The sequence below is a fragment of the Lacrimispora sinapis genome, from assembly GCF_043633585.1.
Taxonomy (GTDB): domain Bacteria; phylum Bacillota; class Clostridia; order Lachnospirales; family Lachnospiraceae; genus Lacrimispora; species Lacrimispora sinapis.
On the sequence record NZ_CP141832.1, the window covers coordinates 2,185,852 to 2,209,134 of the forward strand.

18 protein-coding genes are annotated in these 23,283 nt (G+C 45.6%); 1 reads left to right on the top strand and 17 read right to left on the bottom strand.

What is annotated here, in order from left to right:
- Window positions 1-42: 42 nt before the first annotated feature.
- The 9 genes from yihA to VIG27_RS10240 form a co-directional block, all read right to left on the bottom strand.
- A complete protein-coding gene (gene yihA, locus VIG27_RS10200) occupies window positions 43-642 on the bottom strand; it encodes a ribosome biogenesis GTP-binding protein YihA/YsxC (RefSeq protein WP_394522395.1) in 600 nt (199 codons plus the stop codon).
- Window positions 643-654: 12 nt separating this feature from the next.
- A complete protein-coding gene (gene lon / locus VIG27_RS10205; RefSeq protein WP_394522396.1) occupies window positions 655-2,973 on the bottom strand; it encodes an endopeptidase La in 2,319 nt (772 codons plus the stop codon).
- Between the two features lie 77 nt (window positions 2,974-3,050).
- On the bottom strand, window positions 3,051-4,352 hold the full coding sequence (gene clpX / locus VIG27_RS10210; protein ID WP_394522397.1) for an ATP-dependent Clp protease ATP-binding subunit ClpX: 1,302 nt from the start codon (window positions 4,350-4,352) through the stop codon (window positions 3,051-3,053).
- 89 nt (window positions 4,353-4,441) lie between these two features.
- Window positions 4,442-5,029, bottom strand: a complete 588-nt coding sequence (gene clpP / locus VIG27_RS10215) for an ATP-dependent Clp endopeptidase proteolytic subunit ClpP (RefSeq protein ID WP_394522398.1) — start codon at window positions 5,027-5,029, stop codon at window positions 4,442-4,444.
- Window positions 5,030-5,110: 81 nt separating this feature from the next.
- Window positions 5,111-6,397: a trigger factor gene (tig, locus tag VIG27_RS10220; RefSeq protein WP_394522399.1), complete on the bottom strand. Its 1,287-nt coding sequence runs from the start codon at window positions 6,395-6,397 to the stop codon at window positions 5,111-5,113.
- A 110-nt stretch (window positions 6,398-6,507) separates the two neighbouring features.
- Window positions 6,508-9,486, bottom strand: a complete 2,979-nt coding sequence (locus tag VIG27_RS10225) for an EAL domain-containing protein (RefSeq protein ID WP_394522400.1) — start codon at window positions 9,484-9,486, stop codon at window positions 6,508-6,510.
- A 3-nt stretch (window positions 9,487-9,489) separates the two neighbouring features.
- Window positions 9,490-10,935: an extracellular solute-binding protein gene (locus tag VIG27_RS10230; RefSeq protein ID WP_394522401.1), complete on the bottom strand. Its 1,446-nt coding sequence runs from the start codon at window positions 10,933-10,935 to the stop codon at window positions 9,490-9,492.
- A 16-nt stretch (window positions 10,936-10,951) separates the two neighbouring features.
- Window positions 10,952-11,512 carry a DJ-1 family glyoxalase III gene (locus tag VIG27_RS10235; protein ID WP_394522402.1) on the bottom strand — a complete coding sequence of 187 codons (561 nt, stop codon included), beginning with the start codon at window positions 11,510-11,512 and terminating at the stop codon, window positions 10,952-10,954.
- A gap of 1 nt (window position 11,513) precedes the next feature.
- Complete coding sequence (locus tag VIG27_RS10240; RefSeq protein WP_394522403.1) at window positions 11,514-12,578, bottom strand: galactose ABC transporter substrate-binding protein; 1,065 nt, start codon at window positions 12,576-12,578, stop codon at window positions 11,514-11,516.
- 140 nt (window positions 12,579-12,718) lie between these two features.
- Here VIG27_RS10240 and VIG27_RS10245 point away from each other — a divergent pair, with 140 nt between their 5' ends.
- Entirely contained in the window at window positions 12,719-13,171 is a 453-nt protein-coding gene (locus VIG27_RS10245) for a CYTH domain-containing protein (RefSeq protein WP_394522404.1), read from the top strand.
- Window positions 13,172-13,283: 112 nt separating this feature from the next.
- Here VIG27_RS10245 and VIG27_RS10250 read toward each other — a convergent pair whose 3' ends face one another.
- The 8 genes from VIG27_RS10250 to VIG27_RS10285 all read right to left on the bottom strand — a co-directional run bounded on the left by VIG27_RS10250 (window position 13,284) and on the right by VIG27_RS10285 (window position 23,279).
- Window positions 13,284-14,282: a galactose/methyl galactoside ABC transporter permease MglC gene (locus VIG27_RS10250; protein ID WP_394522405.1), complete on the bottom strand. Its 999-nt coding sequence runs from the start codon at window positions 14,280-14,282 to the stop codon at window positions 13,284-13,286.
- Window positions 14,279-15,835, bottom strand: coding sequence for a sugar ABC transporter ATP-binding protein (locus VIG27_RS10255; RefSeq protein ID WP_394522406.1), 1,557 nt, complete (start codon window positions 15,833-15,835; stop codon window positions 14,279-14,281). The genes VIG27_RS10250 and VIG27_RS10255 overlap by 4 nt, the downstream gene beginning before the upstream one ends.
- Window positions 15,836-15,908: 73 nt before the next feature.
- Entirely contained in the window at window positions 15,909-17,030 is a 1,122-nt protein-coding gene (locus tag VIG27_RS10260) for a galactose ABC transporter substrate-binding protein (protein WP_394522407.1), read from the bottom strand.
- Between the two features lie 190 nt (window positions 17,031-17,220).
- Window positions 17,221-18,240, bottom strand: a complete 1,020-nt coding sequence (locus tag VIG27_RS10265; protein WP_394522408.1) for a galactose ABC transporter substrate-binding protein — start codon at window positions 18,238-18,240, stop codon at window positions 17,221-17,223.
- 15 nt (window positions 18,241-18,255) lie between these two features.
- Entirely contained in the window at window positions 18,256-19,227 is a 972-nt protein-coding gene (locus tag VIG27_RS10270) for a substrate-binding domain-containing protein (RefSeq protein ID WP_394522409.1), read from the bottom strand.
- Window positions 19,224-20,996 carry a sensor histidine kinase gene (locus VIG27_RS10275; RefSeq protein ID WP_394522410.1) on the bottom strand — a complete coding sequence of 591 codons (1,773 nt, stop codon included), beginning with the start codon at window positions 20,994-20,996 and terminating at the stop codon, window positions 19,224-19,226. The genes VIG27_RS10270 and VIG27_RS10275 overlap by 4 nt, the downstream gene beginning before the upstream one ends.
- A complete protein-coding gene (locus VIG27_RS10280; RefSeq protein WP_394522411.1) occupies window positions 20,996-22,612 on the bottom strand; it encodes a response regulator in 1,617 nt (538 codons plus the stop codon). The genes VIG27_RS10275 and VIG27_RS10280 overlap by 1 nt, the downstream gene beginning before the upstream one ends.
- A 31-nt stretch (window positions 22,613-22,643) precedes the next feature.
- The gene (locus tag VIG27_RS10285; protein ID WP_394522413.1) at window positions 22,644-23,279 is read right to left on the bottom strand and encodes a precorrin-8X methylmutase; all 636 of its coding nucleotides are present in this window, start codon (window positions 23,277-23,279) and stop codon (window positions 22,644-22,646) included.
- Window positions 23,280-23,283: the final 4 nt, after the last annotated feature.

The following is a 23,283-nucleotide window of genomic DNA, read 5'->3' on the forward strand; positions in this document are numbered from 1 at the left end:
AATGAACTCTATGTAATAAATAGGTTCATTATAAAAAGATTTTTATTCCTTGTCAATACTATTTATGGAATCTGATATTAAGTCCCAGATTTCTTCTCTGCCCTGTTTTGTCTCAGCAGAAAATGCAATGACAGTCACTTCACTTCCGATTCCAAGACCCGTGCGGAGGATCTTTAGGGACTTCTGCACCTGACTCCGTTTTATTTTGTCCAGTTTTGTTGCAATGATCACCGGCTGATATCCCTGATATACAATCCAGTTATACATGGTCTTATCATTTTCTGACGGTTCATGGCGGATATCAATCAGCAAAAACACACACTTTAATACCGGAGATTTATGCAGATAATTTTCAATCATCTTTCCCCATTTTGCCTTTACTTCCAAAGATACCTTCGCATAGCCGTAGCCGGGAAGATCCACGTAGTAAAGTTCATCGTTGATATTATAAAAATTAATGGTTTGAGTTTTTCCGGGCTGGGATGAAGTCCTGGCAAAGGATTTGCGGTTCATCAGAGCGTTGATCAGGGAAGACTTTCCCACATTCGACTTGCCCACGAAAGCGAATTCCGGCTTTGTGTTCTCCGGCAGCTTGCTGGTGATGCCGCATACAGTCTCCAATTCTACTGTTTTAATAATCATATAAATTCCTTTCTATTCCTGGACAAATGCTTCCTTTATCACCTCTGGCATGTGCTTTACATAAACGATGGTAAGATTTCCGGTGATTTCATCGGAAAGCTCCAGAATATCCTTCCGGTTCTTATACGGAACCAGAACTTTTTCCACATGGGCCATACGGGCTGCCAGGATTTTTTCCTTTAAGCCGCCGATAGGAAGAACACGGCCTCTTAAAGTGATTTCTCCGGTCATTGCCAACTTTGCATATACCTTACGGTTCGTAACTGCAGACAGCATGGCCGTTGCCATGGTAATTCCTGCGGAAGGGCCATCCTTTGGTACGGCGCCCTCGGGAATGTGAAGATGAATATCATGTTTTTCAAAATAGTCATCTTTTACCTGGTATTGCGGACAGACGGAACGGACATAGCTTAATGCGATACGGGCAGATTCTTTCATCACATCCCCCATCTGTCCGGTCAGCAAAAGATTTCCTTTGCCCGGCATGACATTGACCTCGATCTGAAGCGTGCTTCCGCCTACGCTTGTCCAGGCCAAACCTCTGACGATCCCGACTTCATCGTCCTCATTCACATCTTCAAAGGTCACCTTTTCTTTGCCCAGATAGGCTTCAATGCCTGCTTCCGTAATTTCAATGACCTGGGACCGATCCTCTAAAAATTGTCTTGCAGCCTTTCTGTAAACAGCACCGATCCGCCGTTCTAAGGTACGGACGCCTGCTTCTCTTGTATAATTGTGAATGATCTTTTCAAGCGCTTTGTCGGTAATCGTGACCTGGCTTTCTTTCAGGCCGTTCTTTTCTCTCTGCTTTCTCACTAAATAATTCTTTGCAATATGGAATTTTTCATTCTCCGTATAGCTGGTTACTTCAATTACTTCCATACGGTCCAGAAGAGGACCCGGAATGGTAGAGGTAGTATTGGCCGTAGCGATAAATAAAACATTGGACAAATCAATCGGAAGTTCTACATAATGATCTCTGAACTTAACATTCTGTTCACTGTCAAGAACTTCCAAAAGCGCGGAAGACGTATCTCCCTTGTAATCTCTGCTCACTTTGTCGATCTCATCCAAAAGCATTAAAGGATTGCTTACTCCTGCCTGTCTTAATGCTTCTGCAATTCTTCCCGGCATGGCACCTACATAGGTTTTCCGGTGTCCTCTGATTTCCGCTTCATCCCGGACACCGCCCAGGCTGATCCTCACATATTCCTTATTCAAGGCTTTTGCCACAGAGCGGGCAATGGAGGTTTTTCCGGTTCCGGGAGGTCCTACAAGGCAGATAATCGGGCTTGAACCTTTTTTGGTCAGCACACGGACCGCAAGATATTCTAAAATCCGCTCTTTTACCTTGGAAAGGCCGTAGTGGTCTTCCTCTAAGACTTTCTCCGCATGAGCAATGCTGTTGTTGTCCTTTGATACTTTTTTCCACGGAAGGTCCAGGACTGTCTCCAAGTACATACGGACCACATTGGCTTCCTGGCTTCCTCCGGGCATTGATTTAAAACGCTCGATCTCTTTATGGATCTTGTCCTTAATCTCTTTGTCCGCTTTTAAAGCCTTTAACCGTTTGCTGTATTCATCCGCATCGGAAAGAGGATTGTCCTCTCCCAGTTCCTCCCGGATTACCTTTAACTGTTCTCTTAAAATATAATCTTTTTGATTCTTATCAATCCGTTCTTTTACAGTGGACTGCAATTCCCGTTTGATCTTTGTGACTTCAATTTCCGTCAGAAGATGTTTCATCACCAAGGCATATCTGTCTTCCACCATTACACTATCAAGCACCTGCTGGCGTATGAGATAGTCCCAGGGCAGCTGCACTGCAATCTGGTCCAAAAGTTCTCCTAAATCTGTGAGAACCAAAAGCCCCGGAATCACTTCTTTTGCAATTCTCGGATTTTCTTTTCCGTATTCGGAAAGCTTGTCCCGAACGATCTGCATCATCGCCTGTCTCGTAATATCGTCGAGCAGCTCCTCATATTCCGGCGCTTGGTCTATTTCCCCTACCAGCATTGGTTCTTCGCTTTCGAGGGCAAGAAGTTCCACCCTCTTAAGCCCTTCCACCATAACACGAATTACATTGCCAGGCATCTTTACCAGCTGTTTGATAAGGGCCACCGTGCCCATATGATGCAAATCTTCAAAAGCAGGGTCAGCCTCATCCGGATTCTTCTGAGTAACCAGACATACCTTCTGATCTCCCACCATTGCTTTTTCCACCGCTGCAACGGATTTAGTCCGGCTGATATCAAAATGTAACATCATCTTGGGAAGAACAGTCATGCCGCGCAGGGCAATAACTGGCATCGTGATTGTCTTATCCACCATTGTGTTCTCTCCTTTGCATTCAAAAAGGTGTTGCAGCAGTTTTCTCGCTGTAACACCTTCCCGACTCATGCAGGGATCTATGCGATCTCGCCTGTTTTATCTTTTCTTAACTTTTGGGCCAGCGACTTTCTGGGAACTGCCGTATCCCGGAAAACGAGTTCTGGCTCACCTGTCTTATCTACAACTTCTTTGGTAATCCTGCAGATTCCAATATTGCTGTCGGAAGGAACTTCGTACATCAATTCCATCATAACACTTTCCATAATGGAGCGAAGCCCTCTGGCACCAGTCTTTCTCTCAACTGCCAATTCTGCAATCCGCTCAATGGCTTCCTTGGTCAGCTCAAGTTTTACATCGTCAAGCTCAAACAATTTCTGATACTGTTTCACCAGAGCATTCTTTGGCTCGGTCAGGATCTGCACCAGTGCATCACGGTCCAGAAGTTCCAGTGATACGGTAATCGGCACACGGCCGATAAATTCCGGTATCAGTCCGAATTTTACCAGATCCTGAGGAAGTGCTTTCCTTAACAGATCGTCAATATCTGTCTTGTTCTTATCGACAATTTCCGCATTAAAACCGATGGAACCGGCACTCAAGCGGCTTTCAATTATTTTCTCCAGTCCATCAAAGGCACCGCCGCAGATGAACAGGATATTGGTGGTATTAATCTGTAAAAGCTCCTGATGGGGATGCTTTCTTCCTCCCTGAGGAGGAACGCTTGCAACCGTACCCTCCAGGATTTTTAAAAGAGCCTGCTGAACGCCTTCACCGGAAACGTCTCTGGTTATGGATACATTTTCCGATTTTTTGGTGATCTTATCGATCTCATCTATATAGATAATTCCATATTCTGCTCTGCTTATATCATAATCGGCAGACTGGATCAGTTTCAAAAGAATGTTCTCAACATCCTCGCCTACGTAGCCAGCTTCTGTCAGAGCAGTGGCATCTGCAATGGCAAAAGGAACGTTTAATACCTTGGCAAGGGTCTGCGCAAGGTAAGTTTTACCGGAGCCGGTAGGTCCTAACATCAGAATATTGCTCTTTTGCACATCCACATCCATCTTTGTTCTGGAAGTGATTCTCTTATAGTGGTTATAAACTGCTACAGACAATACCTTTTTTGCGTTGTCCTGACCAATGACATAACTGTCCAGAAATTCTTTGATTTCCTTTGGTTTCATCAAATTGATATCGCTGAAATCAGGTCCTTCTGCTTCATGATTGTCAAATTCTTCCTCTAATATCTCTGCGCATAAATCAATACATTCGTCACAGATGTAAACATTATTGGAACCGGCAATCAACTTTTTTACCTGATCCTGGGTTTTCCCGCAAAAAGAGCATCGGATCTTCTCGTCTGTTCTGACCGGCATATACACACCTCATTCTTTCCTGCTTAATCGCTCATGCTTTCGGGTATAGAGGTACACCCAAAAGGTATTTCCTACAATAATATAAGTGTTTAATGATTATGGCTGTAAATGATATCATCTATCAGGCCATAGGCTTTCGCTTCTTCCGCATTCATATAATTGTCACGCTCGGTATCACGTTCAATCACCTCATACGGCTGGCCTGTGTTTGCAGCCAGAATATCGTTCAAACGCTTCTTTATCTTCAGAATATTCTCAGCCACGATCCTGATCTCTGTTGCCTGCCCTTTTGCTCCGCCGGAAGGCTGATGGATCATAACCTCTGCATTCGGGAGAGCAAACCTCTTGCCTTTCGCTCCTCCAGCCAGTAAAAATGCTCCCATGCTGGCTGCCATTCCCATACAAACCGTTGAAACATCGCACTTAATGTAGTTCATGGTATCATAAATTGCCATACCGGCGGTAACAGAACCGCCAGGGCTGTTAATATAAAGGTTAATATCCTTATTGGGATCTTCTGCCTCTAAGAATAACAGCTGAGCTACAACAAGACTTGCAGATACATCAGATACTTCTTCTCCGAGGAAAATAATCCTCTCCTTAAGAAGTCTGGAATAAATATCGTAAGAACGTTCACCCTTACTGGTTGATTCAATGACATAAGGTACTAAACTCATTTGTCTTCCTCCTGTCTGTTTTCTTTTCAAAGCCGAATAGACTCCGGACAAAATGCCAGGAATCTACTCGGTTAAAACTACTTAAACTAATTTTGCTTCTGCAACAAGAAAATCTACCGCTTCCTGAACTGCAAGATCTTCCTTCATCTGCTCGATGCCTTTATCGCCAAGAGCTTCTCTGATCTGGGCTGCTTCCATCTTATATGCTTCTGCCATTGAAGCGATTTCCTTCTCAACGGCTTCCTCTGTTACGGTGATGTTCTCTGCCTTAACAACTGCTTCTAATACCAGTCTTGTCTGGATTCTCTTGATTGCCTGCGGCTTCATCTGCTCCTTTAAGGATTCAATGGTCATACCGGTAAACTTCATGTACTGGTCAAGAGAAAGCCCCTGGCTCTGCATTCTTCTTGCATAGTCATTGACCATGTTATTCACCTGGCTTTCGATCATCGGCTCAGGAATCTCCATGGTAGCGTTTTCTACGACTTTTTCCACGACATGATCTTCATTCTCCGTTGCAGCAGCTTTTTCTTTCTGCTCTGCAAGCTTCTCTTTGATATCTTTTTTGTACTCTTCCAGAGTCTCAAATTCAGAAACTTCACTTGCAAACTCATCGTTTAATTCCGGAAGCTCTTTCTTCTTGATTTCCTTCACGGTAACCTTGAACATTGCCGGCTTGCCAGCTAAATCAGTTGCATGGTATTCATTCGGGAATGTAACGTTGACTTCGCACTCTTCCCCGATTTTCTTGCCGATCAGCTGTTCTTCAAAGGTATCAATGAAGGAGTGGGAACCGATGGTAAGAGGATAATCCTCGCCCTTTCCGCCTTCAAATGTCTTTCCGTCTACAAAGCCTTCAAAGTCGATCACTGTCTGGTCACCGTCTTCTACCGCTCTGTCTTCTACAGTCACCAGTCTGGAATTCTGCTCCTGGATCTTCTTTAATTCTGCTTCAATATCTTCATCTGTCACTTCTGCAGATGCCTTGGTCACTTCAATGCCCTTATATTCGCCTAAGGTCACTTCCGGTTTTACGGCAACAGTAGCTGTGTAGATTAAATTTTTCCCTTTTTCTACCTGTATAACACTAATTTCCGGTCTTGAAACGATATCAAGTCCGCTTTCCTCTGCTGCATCTCCATATGTTGCATCAAGAGCTTCATTGACTGCATCCTCGTATAAAATGCCAGCTCCATACATCTTTTCAATCATGGCCTGAGGAGCTTTCCCTTTTCTGAAACCTGGGATATTGAATCTGCCCTTATTCTTATTGTAAGCCGCAGTAAGAGCCTTATCAAATTCCTCAGCCGGCACCTCTACCGTCAGCTTTGCCATGTTCTTTTCCAATTTTTCTACTTGTAAACTCATTAATGGGTTCCTCCTTGAAATATATGTGAACCGCCATACCGACAGGGCGTTACACTTCAAGTTAGCATTATAACATACTCGTCCCGTAAATTCCAGTATTATTTACGATTTTATCGGGTTTTTCCTGAAAACTCCTGCATTTTCTTCACGATGTATGGGTCCAGCGGACGGATCTCCATCTGAGGTCTCGCAATATAATATCCCTGAAATAAATAAACGCCGCAATCCATAAGAAATTCAAGTTCTTCCGCCGTCTCTACCCCCTCCGCCAAAACACGGATATGATTCTTTTCGGCAAAGTTTAAAAGATTTTTCAAAATAATCTGGCGGTTCGGGTCCTCATGTATGCGGCGGATCAGGCTCATATCCATTTTTACGATGTCCGGTTTCATGTGAAGGAGTATGCTCTCACTGTTATATCCGGTCCCGAAATCATCAATTGCAGTCAGCCCACCCCACTGTCTTGCCATGTCGATTTTGCACTGCATGAAATTCTGGCTTGCCGGCTCCCCTTCCGTCATCTCGATGACGATTCTGGAAAGCAGCTGTCCATATTGTTCCTCCAGCTCTTTCTGACCTTCTTTTGTCAGGCAGACACTGGCAATGGAATTGATAAACAGCTTCTCATCCCGTCCAAGCTGTCCGGCTTCCTCCTCTGCCTTTGCCGCTCTCAGCCCGGCAAACCAGGTAAGTATCTCCATCTGCGGAAGCTTGGCCTGGGCCCTGGTAAGATTCAGTACTTCACTGATGCCCTTTATATTCATGAATTCCGGTCTCATCAAAAGCTCATATCCGTAAACCGCTCCTTCCCTGGTGGCGATAGGCTGAAAAGCAAAGCGAACCTCTTTTCTATCCAGCATCCGGTTCAGCTCCTCACTCCCGGTCAGCATATAGGAATTATGGGTGTGCTCAGTGATATCAAACTCCTTTACCACTCCTTTTACGCTATGCTTGACCATATACATGGCAAAATCCGCATAATTAAACAGCGTATCAAAGTCCCTGGCATCATCCGGATACCAGGACAGTCCTCCCGATACCCGGATGGGGAACTCATAGCCACCCTTCATATTGAGCGTAAACTCTCTGATATACTTCATGAAATCCCGAACGGCCTTACGGATTTCTTCTTTTTCTTTTCCTTTTAAAAATACAACAAATTCATCTCCGGAATACCTGGAGATGATTCCTCCGCTCTCCATAAACTTTTTCAGACAATTGGCAAAGAGAACGATGTAACGGTCTCCTTCATCATGGCCATAGGTATCATTTATGTATTTTAAATTATCCAAATCCCACATGATGACTGCGGCGCACTCATTCGTGATGCGTTTTATGGCTGCCTGGGTCTGCTCTCTGAAGGCTCTGCGGTTATAGATCTCAGTCAAAAGATCATAGTTTCGTTCCCGCTCCAGCTTTTCCTTTTCTTCCACATTGGCGGTCACATCCGTACACACCCCCATAACGGTTCCCTTTTGGGACTCATCAAGAGTAATTTCGATCCATCGTTTCCCTTCCGGCGTTTGGATACATCTCAAAATACGCTCCCCTTTTTCTTCGATACGGCCAAAGGTCTGTTCCAGAAATGCTTTGAATTCATCTGTCTGCAGATAGCAGAAGGGTCCGCCTATGGTGCCCCAGCCAAGCATTTCAAACAGGGATTTGCTGCAAAATACCCGGTCCTTCCCGGCCTCGTATTCAAACACCCCCACAAGCACATTGGCATGTTCTAAAATCCCGGACATTTTTAAGGATGTCCTTTCGGCATTCCGGTTGAGCAGTTCAATGGTTTCTGTCAATTCATCAATTTCCCTCACATACACCCGTTCCAGGGAAATCCCTATGCTTCCGGATTTCTTCCCAAGCTCTGCGCCCAGCCTGCGGATCGGCTCCGTAACGATTCTGCCGATCATATAAGCGCCCAGAAGGCTGAAAACAAGAGGAACTAGCATGGAGCTTAAAAGCATGCGCCTGACCGCATTATAGAACGCCAGGAGGTCCTTCTGACGTGCCATACCCACAAGCACCCATTCTTCCTCGCTAAAAGGCCCGCCGGTTCCATAGACCTCCAGATTTTCCATAGCCGCGTACCATTTGGTGCCATCCGGGGAGGTCAAAGAACTGATATTTTCTTTTTCATTGTCTATGTAATCAAGGGAGCCGCTTTTATTAAAATACTGGTCAAAAAGGATTCCGGAATCCGCCACAGGAATCATCGAACCGGTGCCCTTTTTTCGTATCCCCAAAACCCAGCACTCGTCAAAACTGCTGCTGATCTGTACTTCCCCAAGAATCTGTTCCAGCTGATTGACCGACATCTCCAGACCATAAACGCCTGCTACCGTTCCATCTTCTAAGATGATCGGAACGGAATAGGTAATCACAGGTATATCGTTTGGGCTTAACCGGAAAGGCGGGCTTAAATAGGCATATTCCATGGTATCCTCAGGAATTGCTTTCCTTTGGATGGCTGCCAAATAGGGCAGCTTATAAAATTTTGCAGCACCCTTTTCCCCGCTGTCAAAAAACCCCAGCTGCCAGAAGGAGTCCAGGGGAATATGGTATTTTTCAGCCAGAGACGGCAGTCCCCGTTCCATTAACAGGGAGGAATTGTCATTTAGATATCCTCCTGGATTGGAGTTGCGGATATAGAATCCGGCTTTCATATCCTCCGGACCATTGGCCGCGGCCGGTCCGTTTAAATACATAAAAGCTCCGGTGGCATAGCTCAAATGCAGCATTTCTATGGATTTTTCCATGATGGTATCAACAATTTCCCTGTTTAATACATAGTCCTTGTAAATATCCTTCGGTTCGCGGCCATCATTTTCGAGAATCTGCTGAATTTCCCCAGACATGAATCGAGAATTATTGAGCATGACGATCCAATGGTGTATGGTTTCCTTTTCCAGCCTCAGCTTTGTATTTTCCGTATTCTTGGTCAGAACGTTTAGTTCATTATTCTTTAATTTGACGGAAACTCCGCCAAAGAAAACAGTTCCGGCAATCACTGCCGCCTGCAGCACCAATAGAATGAATAATGGTCCGAGCAGCCGGGTGCGAATGGATTCACTTCTCTTCTTTTTCATAACTTATTCTCCGACGATCGCTTCCAGCTTCCCCCTTGTTTCCTCATACCAGGTATTAAAATTATCATCTGTCAAGAAATCAGCAAGTGCGCGTTCTCTTGCGGTTCCCTGTTCCATAAGTTTTTTTACCTTTTCATAATCTTCCCTGGCTTTCCCGCTCATGGAGGTCTGCAGTATTTTTCTGGCTCGGTCTCCCCCATGAAATGGCCTGGGCGTGTAAAGCAGGTATTTATTGGCGGTGTCAAGCCCAATGAGGAGATTTTGTGAGACAGGACTGTTTTCTCCTGTTTCTTTCAATAGCGGCTTCAGTACTGCTTCACTGCCTGATACTTTTTTTACGGGAAGATACCCGGAACCTATGGAAAATTCCACATTACGTTCCACGCTGGTAAACCATTTCAAAAAGACCGTGGCAGCATATTCTCTTGTCTGGTCCGAACGAAAGACCATCATACCGGCCCCCTGCTGCACCGCAAAGGGAATGGTTCCTTCAAAGTTTGGAAGGGGGTAAAGCTTGCTTTTTATAGCATAGCTGGTTCCGTCCTCCAAGGTCACAGAGGACGGAAAGTATGAGATTCCGCTGGTTGCTCCGACGTATGCTGCCAGCTTTCCTGTCTTTACATCATCACTTCTGAATTTACCGTAGGAACCGAAATATCCGTTTACATACGGAACATAATAGTTGTCCCACAGTTTCCGCATGACGTTCTTATCGAAATCCAGAGTTGTCCTTCCCCCTTCTGTGCGAAATATCTCATGTCCCAGCTGCATACTTCCCACAAGCATATAATTGGCAAAGGCGTCTCTTCCAAAGAACGCTTTTCCATCATCCGGTGTCTCTGTCAGGCTGTCCGTCCAGTGATAGTATTCACCTGCCACACGGGTAATTCCTTCCCAGGTCGCAAAAGCGGCATCTGTCTCTCCGGTGGCCTTTGAAAATTCTTCCCAGTCCGTTTGGTTTACTGCAAGAATTTCCGTTGATTTGGCAATGGGAAACACCTTGATGGCTTCCTTTCCGCCTATTTTGCCTTCTTCTATATAAGCATCCACATATTCAGAGATTTCCTCCGGAGTCAGATACGGACGCAAATCGGCAGCAAGGCCCTTCTGGTCGATCTCATACACGTTATCTGCATAGGCGGAAAATAAATCCGGCAACGGTTCAGATCCGGTTTTATGGTCAATGCTGTCTTTGATCTGACTGCTCAATTCATCAACACTGCCTTTATTAAGCGCTTTTACAAAGATCCCCTGTTCTCTCCCCTCAGTTTCATTAAAGGACTGTACCAGGCTGTCGAACGCTTCCTTTTGCACCCCGTTATAGTAATGCCAGATGGTAATGCTTATGGGATCTTTCTTGGATAACCCATAAGGGTTTTTCGTTTGGCAGCCCATTAAAAAGCCTAAGGAAGCAATCGCCGCAAGTGGTATGATCCATCTTTTTTTCATGCTTTCTCCTGTCCTGTTACATCGGAATCTGATCGTACTGGATGGCCTCCCTGATCTTTCTGGCTTCCTGTTCACCGGCCAGCTGCTTTAACAGTTCAATTCCCAGATCCAGGGCATAGCCTAGCCCTCTGGCTGTCGTTATGGTGCCGTCTGTGATCACACCCTGTTTTGTATAGGCTGCTCCCTTTAAATCGGATTCATAACCGGGATAACAGGTTGCCTGCTTTCCTTCCAGAAAGCCAAGTTTTCCCAGAATACTGGGAGCGGCACAGATCGCTGCAATTCTTTTGTTCTCTGCATAGGCTTGCTTCAAAGCGGCAATCAGGCCCTTATGCCCTTCTAAATTCCTGGTTCCAGGCATGCCTCCCGGAAGAAATAAAAGATCTGCATCGGTTACATCTGCCTCTGAAAACTCCAAATCTGCCTGAAGCTTCACCTTATGGGCGGTTACTACCTCTTTGGTTCCTGTTACGGAAACAAGTTTCACCTCCTGACCGCCTCTCATCAACACATCCACAACGGCCAATAACTCCACTTCTTCTGATCCATCTGCTACAAACGCATATACTTTTCCCATATCAATCGTCTCCTTTTCTCGTTTTAAATGTACTCACAGTTGTGATTTTTATATCATCCACAAGATACCTGGTTTCTGCTTCTTCCCCGTTTATCATCTTTATAAGGGTGTCCGCCGCCAGCCGGGCCTGTCCGCCGTGATCGTTTAACACAGTTCCCGCGATCTCTCCGGACTTAATGGATTCCACCGTATCCTGCAATGCATCCACCCCTACCAGGTAAATATCCTTCCCCGGCACAAGGCCGGCTTCTTTTGCTGCCTCCAATGCACCGTTTGCCATGGCATCATTGCTGCAGAACATGACCTCTATCTTATTGCCATACCGGGAAAAAGCCTCCCGGGCCAGTTTTTTACCGCTTTCCCTGCTCCAGTCTCCGCTTCCGGAATACAGTTCTTCTGCTTTCATTCCGCCTTTTTTTAATGCCTTTATGGCATATTCCGACCGGTATTCACTGGCTTCATTGCCTTCTTCGCCTTTCAGCATCCCGCAGGACACCACTCCATCTCCATTAAGATCTCCTTTTTTTGGTGTTTCCAAAATGATTTCTCCCTGATAGGAGCCTGCCTGTCTGGAATCAGTTCCGACGCTGGAAACCGCCATATGTTCCTTCTTCCACCGCAGCTGTTCCGTTTGCTTTGGCTCCCGGTTAATAAATATGAGGGGAATTCCCGCTTTATTAGCTGCATCAGCCAGCCGGCCGGCGGCAGAGACTTCCACCGGATTCACAAGAAGCCCTTTGCAGCCATCTGCAATCAACCGGTCCACCTGCTGGTTTTGGGTCTCCTGATTTCCGTCTGCATTGCGGAGCACTACCTGGGCATGGTACGTTTCTTCCAGATATTGTTTCAGCTCCGAACGGTATAATTTCATAAAGGTGTCATCGTACCGGTAAATACTCACACCGATCTTAGGCCCTGTCTCTTTCCCGGCTGCTTCGGTTCCTGCTTCCTGTGCCGGGGCTTTTCCTGTTTCCCTTTTCTGGCCCGTCACCGCACAGGCAGAAAGCAGAAATGCCGCCCCGAATAGTAAAATGCCTGCAAAAACATCTTTCTTTGACCGTTTCATCTTTCTTTTCTCCTGGATTTTACTGTATTCCTTATAATATCACTTTTTTCCATATTTTACCACATCCTTCTATTTTTTATCCATCTGTGGTATACTAGCAGCATTTGGCAATACTTTAAGAAAAAAAGGAGGTCTCTTTCATGGAAATCGAGCGCAAATATTTAATCACCAAACTCCCGGAAGGTGCCACAGACTTTCCCTGCCACAGGATCGAACAGGGGTACCTCTCCACCGACCCGGTGGTCCGTGTGCGAAGGGAAGACGATACCTACTATCTCACTTATAAATCAAAGGGACTTATGGAACGGGAAGAATACAACCTGCCTCTTACAAAGGATTCCTATGACCACCTGATAAAAAAGGCGGACGGCCATATTCTTACGAAAAAAAGATATCTCCTTCCCCTAAAAGGGTCTGACCACCTGACCATTGAACTGGATATCTTTGAAGGACCGTATGAAGGGCTTATGCTGGCAGAGGTGGAATTTCAAAGCAGAGAGGAAGCGGAAACCTTTACTGCCCCCGATTGGTTCGGGAAAGACGTTACATTCTCCGGCGAATATCAGAACAGCCGGCTCAGCAGGCTTATATAAACAGGCAAAAAAACGAAGCGAAGGCGTAATACATCTGTATTTCCACACCTTCGCTTCCATTCTTTTTAACAGCATGCAGACATTCGTCTTCCAGCCGGTTTCATTTCCGCATTTACTTCTTTGCAATATATTTTCTGATATCAAGAGCGATGGCCACGACGATAACAATGCCTTGTGCAATGTACTGGTAGTTGGTATCCACTCCCAGATACTGGAGGCAGGTTTTTAAAATCTCAAATACCAATACACCGATCAAAACGCCGGATACTTTTCCAATCCCTCCGTTTACCGATACACCGCCGATGGTGCATGCCGCAATGGCTTCCAGCTCCCAGCCCATCCCCATGTTTACCGAGGAACCGCCGGATTTGGCACCTACCAGGAATCCGCCAAGTGCATACAGCGCTGCTGCAGTTACATAGATGATGATTTTGGTTTTATTGGTATTGACACCGGATACTTCTGCTGCCTGCTCATTTCCCCCGATGGCATACATGTATTTTCCGTGAGGGGTCTTATTATAAATGAACCAGATGACCAGTCCTACGACAAGCGCAATCAAAAACAGATAGGGAACGACTCCAAACAGCCTTCCTTTGGCCACTTCCGTATACGCCGGACGGTAACCGCCGATGGGTGTTGCATTGGTATACACCAGGCAGGCACCGTATACAATCAGCTGCATTCCCAAGGTTCCGATGAAGGCGGGAACCTGAAGATAAGAAATTACAAGACCGTTGATTAAACCAAAGATGGCGCATACTCCAATGCAGATCAGCAGTACCACAAATACCCACCAGATTCCAAAATCAGGAAGATTGGGGAAAAATTTGCCGCTGTAGCCCGGTTTTTGGAGCAGGGTGCCGGCAAGACAGGCAGAAAGTCCTACGATACGGCCTGCCGACAGGTCTGTACCTCTTGTAATAAGACATCCGGAAACACCGCAGGCAATGATAAAGCGGGGCGCTACGTTTAATGCAATATTTTTCAAGTTATCAAATGATCCGAAAGATGGCTGCTTAACCGCTGTAAATATGGCCAGCAGGATGAGGACAACTATAATTCCATTATTGATAAGGAAATCCTTCAAACTAATCTTTTTTGCCGTCATGACTTAACCTCCTGTGTGGAACTTTCTCCTATTTTATCGTTCATATCGAATTTGGTGGCAAACGCCATGATCTTCTCCTGGGTCGCCTCTTCATTCTCCACTTCTCCTGTAATACGTCCGTTGCACATGACGATAATACGGTTTGACATACCGATCAGCTCCGGCATCTCAGAGGATATCATGATAATGGATTTCCCCTGCTTGACCAGGTCCACCATGATCTGATAAATCTCATATTTTGCACCTACGTCAATTCCTCTGGTCGGTTCATCCATGATGAGTATATCCGGGTTATTGGCCAGCCATCTGGCGATGATCACCTTTTGCTGGTTTCCTCCGGACAAAGACTGGATCTGGGTCCGGTCACTGGGAGTTTTGATGCTCAGTCTGGCAATGCTGTTTTTTACTACCTCCGCCACTTTCTTTCCATTGATGACGCCGGCTTTGGTATAGTTGCGGTAGGATGAGACAGCCGTGTTGTCAGAAATACTCAGACAACCGAAGATCCCGTTCCCCCGCCGGTCCTCTGTAATCATACCGATGGAATTATTGATGGCATCCTGCGGATGCCTGATCGTTACCTTTTTGCCAAGGACTTCGATTTCCCCTCCGGCAATATGACGCATTCCAAAAATTGCTTCCATCAGTTCGGTACGCTGGGCACCGACCAGGCCGCCAAAGCCTAAGATCTCTCCCCGTCTCAGTTCAAAGGAGCAGTCCTGGAAGGAACGGCTGTGTATGCTGCTCAAGTGGCTTACCTTTAATAAGACTTCATCGGTCCGGTAATCATCTTTCGGCGGATAGACGTTTCCCAGCTCACGTCCCACCATCTGTTTTACGATGTCTTCATCCGTAATTCTGTTGATTTCCCATGAGCCCACATAAGTACCATCCCGCATGATGGTAATATCGTCTGCGATCTGTCTGATCTCTGCCATCTTATGGCTGATATATATCATAGAAACTCCCCTGGATTTTAACTCCCGGATAATACGGAAGAGGGCTTCTACTTCATTATCAGTTAGTGAAGAAGTCGGTTCGTCCAGAATCACAAGCTTTGCATTCTGGCTGACTGCTTTGGCAATTTCCACTGACTGCATTTGTCCGATTGATAGAGTTCCCAGCTTTGCTTTGGGATTAAAGCTCATTTTTACATCCTTGAGCCATTTTTCCGCTTCTGAATTCATGGTCTTATGATCCACGATTTTTAAAGGACCTGCTTTTATCAAAGGATACCTTCCCAGATACATGTTCTCCGCAATGGATCGTTCCGGTACTGGCTGCAGCTCCTGATGCACCATGGCAAGCCCCTTGTGCAGCGCATCATCCGGGTTTGCGATGGTCACTTTGTTTCCGTCAATAAAGACTTCCCCTTCATCCATTTTGTAGATGCCGAAAAGGCATTTCATTAAAGTGGATTTGCCTGCTCCGTTTTCTCCCATCAACGCGTGAACGGTACCGGGACGTACTTTTAAGTTGATTTTGTCTAGCGCCTTGACGCCGGGAAAGGATTTACTGACCCCAACCACTTCCAGTCTGTATTGCTCTGCCATCCCGTTTCTCCTTTCATTCCTTTTAAAAATCGGGTGTGCCTTTCCGACACACCCGTGATACATCTGCTGGAACTTATTTTAACTTATCAAGAGTGTCCTGTGCATTTTCTTTGGTGATTTTTACATAGTCAACCATGTTCACATTATCCACGGGTTCCCCTTTTAAGTATTTGACAGCCAAATCACTTGCTGTCTTTGCCTGTGAGAGATGATCGTTGAATACGGTACCTGTCTGTTTGCCGTCGAGGATGTTCTGAACGGCCTCGGTCAGCGCATCCACACCAACCAGGTAGATATCTTTATTCACGGTACGGCCTGCTGCTTCAATTGCCTGCAGGGCACCCAGTGCCATGGCATCGTTGTTGCAGAAAATGACTTCAATTTCATCTCCGTACTGTGTCAAAGCATCCTGAGCGATCTGCTGTGCTTTCGCCTGATCCCAGTCCCCGCGCTGTTTTAAAAGCTCTTTTACCTTTGCCCCTGAATCGGTAAGTGCTTTGATAGAAAATTCGGTTCTGTACTGTGCATCAACGTTTTCCGGGTCCCCCTGGATCATGATATAGCTGATCACGCCGTCGCCGTTGAAATCCCCTTTGTTTGGAGTTTCCAGAATTTCTTCTCCCTGGAAGGTTCCGGACTGTCTGGCATCGCAGCCCACGTATGTAGCATTGATCTTTTCATCTTTCCATCTCTGCTCTTCTTCCGGGTCCGGCTCACGGTTGATGTAAACCACCGGAATTCCTGCTTCCTTGCACATATCGGTAATTTCCGGGGCAGAGGACGCCTGAACAAGGTTTAAAATCAGCACATCGTACTTCTGAGTAATGAAGTTCTGAATCTGATTGGTCTGTTCTGCCTGATCCCCTTTTCCATCCTGGATTACCACGTTTTCTTTCTTAAAGCCCAGTTCTTCGGTCAAATAGCGCTGAAGTTCCGTTCTGTAAAGTGTCATAAAGTTATCGTCGAATTTGTAGATAGAGATACCGATTTTTTTATCAGCCAGATCTCCTCCTAACGCATCCTTTACTGCCTCTGCAGTGCTTTCTGCCCCGCTTGTATCTTCTTTCTTTGTATCAGCGGCAGTGGTTGTCTCTGACCCGGAAGTGGTTGCCTTACTGCCTGAACTACAGGCTGCCATGGAAAATACCATTGCAGATGCAAGGCCTACTGCGAAAACTTTTTTGAGTAATCTCATAAAAAATCCTCCCTTTTCATTATATAGTTGACGATTATCAGCGTTTTGCTTCATCGACATGCAAATTATATATTTTTTTTGTGCATTTTTCTATATAATTTTATTTGGTGATATATAGATTTTTTTAGATTCTCCAATTTTTTCTTAGAAATTATTTTATTTTTGCTAATCATATGTAAAAAATAATGGCTTAATCGGCATGGACGGCTTTCTGGCTGCATTCGTAGTATTTTCCATCATACAGGGGTACTTCTTTTTGGACATCCTGTGAAAGAGACGCGGCGGCAGCGATTTTAAAAATCACACTGGCGTATTCCCTGTTGTCACACTGGACCGTTCCAAAAATCTTTCCGGACCGCAGGCCCTCAAGTCCCTGCGGCGTACCGTCGATCCCAACGATCTTAACCGGTCTTTTATAGCCGTTCCGTTCCAGAGCATCTGCCGCTCCCAATGCCATATCATCGTTATTGCAGATCACCACTTCAAGCTGATCCGGGTAATCTAAAATCCACTGTTCCATCCAGGCCGAGGCCTGGCTTCTGTCCCAGTTTGCCATGCCTCCTGTGATTTTCTCCAACGGAACACCGCCGTCTTTTAAGGTCTGAATGGACCATTCGGTCCGGATCAGTGAATCCTGGTGGCTGTTCTCCCCTTCCAAAAGGGCATAGCTGACTTTGCCGTCACCATTAAAATCCAGGGAAGACGGATCTTTTTTATAGGCATCCACTAAAATATTTCCCTGAAGAACTGCGGATTCTTTTGCATTCTCCCCCACATAGTAAAGCTTTTCCCAGCGGCGCATATCTTCCTCTACCGGTTCTCTGTTAAAGAACACCACCGGAAGATCTGCCTCCATGGCTTTGCTGATGATGTTTGATGCCATGGAACGGTCTACTATGTTCACACAGATGGCATCATAGCCCAAAGAGATAAAGCGGTCCACCTGGCTGTCCTGGGTATTTTGGTTCCCTTTTGCATCCACAATCTCCATAACAACCTTAATTCCTGTCTCTTTTTCGTATTCCTTTGCCTGTTCCTCCAGATTGGCCCGGATGGTATTGATAAAGGAATCATCGCCCCGGTATAGGGTGACTCCGATTCGTATGGACCTTTTATGTTCCGTCTCTCTGCCCTTCATTCCCTGATAAAACAATCCCCCAAAAACCAGCAGCAAAACAATTGCTGCGATCACACCATATCGCCTTCTCATTTTCCCTTCCCTCACTTAATCGATCGGATATAATATTTTTTCATATCTGCGTTCCCGCAAATTGCCTTTATTAATATAGTAGGACTCCAAAACAATCTGCTCCCTCTCCTGTCTTTGATGGATTGCTTCTACTGCCTTTTCAATGCATGTATAACCGGCATCAAACTGGTTGGCGGCAATCACCCCCTTAATGATCCCTTTATCCAGTTCTGTTAAAATTTTAGTTGTACTTCCCACTCCGTAAAGCCCTGTAATAGAACTTTCGTATCCCGGACTATCTGCAATGATTTCTGCGGAAGCATCAAGACTTTCCACATCTATGGCCGCAAGAATGGCTTTTTTTCTGCCTGGATATACCGTCCCTTCTATGATCTGCCGGAACGTCTCTTCATTCTCTTTCTCATACAGTTCTGCACAAAATCCCGCTTTTTTCAGTTCCGATGTTAATCCGGCATAAATCTCTCTGTTATACCCGTATTCCAGTCCTTCCGTAAAAATAAAGACGGGAATGGAAGAATCGTTTTCTTCTGCAATGGCCTGTCCCAGCCGTTTCCCCTGGGCTTCATAGTCCATGGCTATGCCGCTGCGGACCTGGTCATTGGGAAACATCGTTCCCATGATAATGACCGGACTGTTTAACACCATATCGTCAAGTCTTCCGGCACATTCCTCCGGCTTTACGGGAAACAATACCACGGCAGAAGCTCCGTCAGTTATCTCTCTTTTTAGAAGTTCCATCTGCCGGGCCACATCTCCCTTTTCAAAAAGCGTGATAAAACTCACATCCACGTTATATTCCTCTGCCGCTTTATCTGCACCTTTCCGAAAGTTGGCATAAAACTCATCGTTTGTATCACTGACGATGACAGAAACCGGATAAATTTCTGTTTTCTTTTCTTTAATAATAAGATCCGTTGAAGATAAAAGATACAGGAATACCAGAACAACTGCCATCAGTCCCCATAATAATTTTTCCTGTTTTGTCATGACCTTTCGTCCTTTTCTAACCCAGAGCCATAAGGAATCGCCGGCAGGTGAATGGTGATTGTGGTTCCTTCATCCGGCTCTGAAACAATTGTAAGCCCGTAGGCAGCTCCAAAATATAGTTTGATCCGTTCATTGACATTCTTAACTCCGATCCCGGAGCCTTTCTTTGACGTGCTGGAAACCTGATCGGAAAATAAGCCTGCCACCTGTTCTGATGTCATGCCAAGTCCGTTATCGGTTACGGTCAAATATAAGTTATCTTCTTTTTGGAATACGTTTAAAAGAATTTCCCCGTCACCATCCATGAATTCCATTCCATGATAGATCGCATTTTCCACAAGCGGCTGGAGCACCAGCTTTAAACTTGTCAGTTCCATACATGACTCTTCGGCATGGATCTCGTAGGAAAACTTGTTTTTAAAACGCATATGCTGGATCATTAAATAATTTCTGACGTGTTCCAGTTCATCCCGCACGGTGATGACGCTTTTTCCTTTGCTTAAGCTGATCCGGAAGAAACGGGCCAGAGCAGTTACTGCCTTTACAGCTTCTGCTTTTTGTTCGTTTTCGATCATCCAGACTATGATGTCAAGGGTATTATATAAGAAATGAGGATTGATCTGAGACTGGAGTGTGTCGAATTCCTGCTTTCGTTTGGCCTCGTGCTCCGCTACGATGTCATCCATGAGAACACGGATCTGCTTTGCCATATTTTTAATGGAATTCCCAAGATGCTGGATCTCATAAGATCCTCCGATGGAAACAGGAGTCTCTAAATTGCCTTCTTCCAGAATTCCTACGGATTTTTCTAGCTCCTTGATCGGATTTGTGATGCGCGATGAGATGTAAGAGTTGATCAGGGCAAGAACGGATAAAATCAAAGTGATAAGAAATACAATAAACAGCCTGGTTTTAATCGAATTTAAGGAAATCACATTTTTCGGTGTTACACCCACCACCTTCCAGCCGGTGTAGCCGATGGATTTAACCGTAATGATCCTTTGTTTTCCTTCAAATTCTTCCCGGTGGGTCCCGTCCTTATAGCCGGCGGCTGTCATGTTGTTCTCCTGCAACCGTCCTGAATCGATCAGCTGGAGCTTGGGATGATAGAGAATCTCTCCTTCATTGCTGATCAGATAGACATAACCGCCCTTTGCCGTCGTCACGCCGTCAAAGAGATGTTCCAGGCTGGAGTAGCTCAAATCCACAAGAAGGACGCCCTGGGTGGTTGAGGTCCCTTCGGTCAGCTCGATGGCTCTTGATAAGGATACCACCCAACGGTACTGGTTTTCATTGTTATCAAAAATATACTGGACATGAGGATAAGAAAAATGCTGGTTCTCTGTTTTTTCCAGGGCATTTTTAAACCAGCTTTCCTCTGTCACCGGAAGGCCGGTCTTTAATCTGGCGGCAGGTACGGTTTCCACCATGGTACCGGACTGGGTAAAGAGGGCAATGTTATCCACATTATCCTTGTTGTTGTCATATAAAAGGGTAATCTCGTTATTGATGGATTCCGAGGAAAGGTCTGCATTCTTTACGGCACCGTAATATAAGGAATCCGACAGCTTCATGACGGTACGGAGATAGGACTCCACAGACCTCGCCACCTGATTGATCAAACTCTGGTTTTCTGCCATGACCATTTCTGAAACCTGGCTGCTAAGCCGCTGATACAACGAAAATGTAATCAGCAGGCTGGCGGCAAGTGCGGTCACGGTAAAATATACAAATATGGTATAACGAATGCTGATATTCTTCTTTTCCATTACCTGGCTCCACGAAATCTGGTCGGTGAAACACCGAACTTTTTCTTAAAGACATAACTGAAATAGTTTTGTTCCTGATACCCTACCTTGGCCGCAATGATGTAGGTTTTATCGTCGGTCTTTTTCAGCAGCTCCACTGCCTTGTTAAGCCGCAGATCGGTTAAATAGGCAATATAGGTCTGTCCGGTCTCTTTTTTAAACATGGTGGAAAAGTAGGCCGGACTCATGTGAAGATGGCGGCATATCATCTCCACCGAAAGGTCGGGATTCTGGTAGTGGTCCATAATATACTGCTTGGCCTCATATATCACCTGACGGGTGGTCATATCCCGCTCCTGGTTGATCTTATGATTCATCTTTCGGGCAATTTTTAACAGCCACTGTCCAAATTCTTCCATCTTTTTCAGTTTATCAAAGACCTCCATATACTCCAGTTCACCGCCCATGAAATCCTCCATGGCAAGATCATACTGCTGCATCAGCTGAATGATGCTGTTCAAAACTCCGATCCTATAGACCTGCTGCTGGCGGTGATGGACTTTGGCGGTTTTCATTTTTTCAATGATGCTTTTCACTGATGCCTCAATCTTTTCTTCCGGACCGAATTTAATGGCAGAGATCAGCTCGGCTTCCGTTACACTGTCAAATTCCAGCTTTCCTGCTGCTGCCGGCTCCATATCATTAATGTAAATGGTGCTTCCGATGCCCGCAATGGCTTTGTAGCCAAGTGCATCAACGGCGGACTGATAGGCTCTTAGGACCCCGGATAATTCCTCACAGCTGTGTCCGATCCCGATGGTAACAGGCACCTTTAAGATTCGTTTTGTTTCCTTGCAGATATCTCCCAGCACGTCGATCAGCCCTGTAATGGAGTTGTCCTCATCAAGGGCTGCGATCACCACCATATCTGCCTCGGAGGCGGACTGAAAAAGAGCGAAGCGGGAATATCCTTCCAGCTTTTCTCTTACAATCTGCATGACAGAAATGGGGATAAGTTCTTCTTCGTTATGGAGAGACAAAGGTTCCCCCACCTCTTCTTTTTCCACATCAATGGCCCCGATCACCCATTTTTTTGCTCCGAGAATCGGAATATCATACTCCTTTAGCTTCTGCTCCACCAGTTCTTTGTGTAATTTTTTGTGAACCATATCATTGAAAAACTGTTCCCGGATAATGGGCAGGCTGTTCCGGTACTTTTCTCTTAAACGGCTTAAATTTCTTTTCTCCTCGATTTCTAAGTCCAGGTTGCTCTTGATCCGTTTTAAGATAGAGGTCAGTTCCTCCACATTGACCGGTTTTAAGATGTATTCCGTCACATTCAGCTTTATGGCCCGCTGGGCATATTCAAAATCATCGTAGCCGGAGAATATGACCACCTTCATGGAAGGATACCGCTGTCTAACCTTTTCCGCAAGGGCAAGGCCGTCCATGTAAGGCATCCGGATATCGGTCAGAACCACATCCGGCTCCAGCATCTCAATTTTTTCCATGGCATCTTCCCCATTTTCCGCATCCCCCACCATCCGGAAACCGGCTGCCTGCCATTCAATCTTCTTTATGATACTTTTCCGTACTTCTTCTTCGTCATCAACTAAAATTATGCTGTATAATTCCATGGTGTTCTACCCCTCATAAGAAACCTGTTTTTTATTTTACCTGATACAGCAGTGCGTTCACGATGGCCGCCGCCACATTGCTTCCGCCCTTTCTCCCTTTTGCAACAATATAGGGAATGCCGGAAAGCGACATGATCATCTCTTTTGACTGAACCACATTGACAAAGCCAACCGGTACTCCGATGATCAGTCTTGGGTGGATTTTACCTTCCTGTATCAGCTCATATAACCGGACCAGGGCTGTGGGCGCATTCCCCACCGCAAAAATACAGTCTCCGGAAAGCCTGGAGGCCTTGTCCATACTGGCACAGGCACGGGTCGTATCATGGGCTTTGGCATATTCTGCCACGTCTTCGTCCGCCATAAAGCAATCCACCGTGCAGTTCAGCTTTTTTAAAGCCGCTTTATTGATTCCGGCTTTCCCCATGTTGGTATCTGTAATGATCTGAATGCCTTCTTTTAACGCTTCCAGCCCTTTTGTTACTGCGTGGGGGGAAAAAATCAGATTCTTAGCATATTCAAAATCCGCAGTGGTGTGTATGACACGTTTGATCACCAGTTCATTCTCCGGGTCCAGTGTTTTTTCTCCCAGTTCCTGGGTGATCAGTTCAAAGCTGCGTTTTTCTATTTCCTCGGGGAGCACCCGTTCCAGTTCGTAATGTTTCATTTGT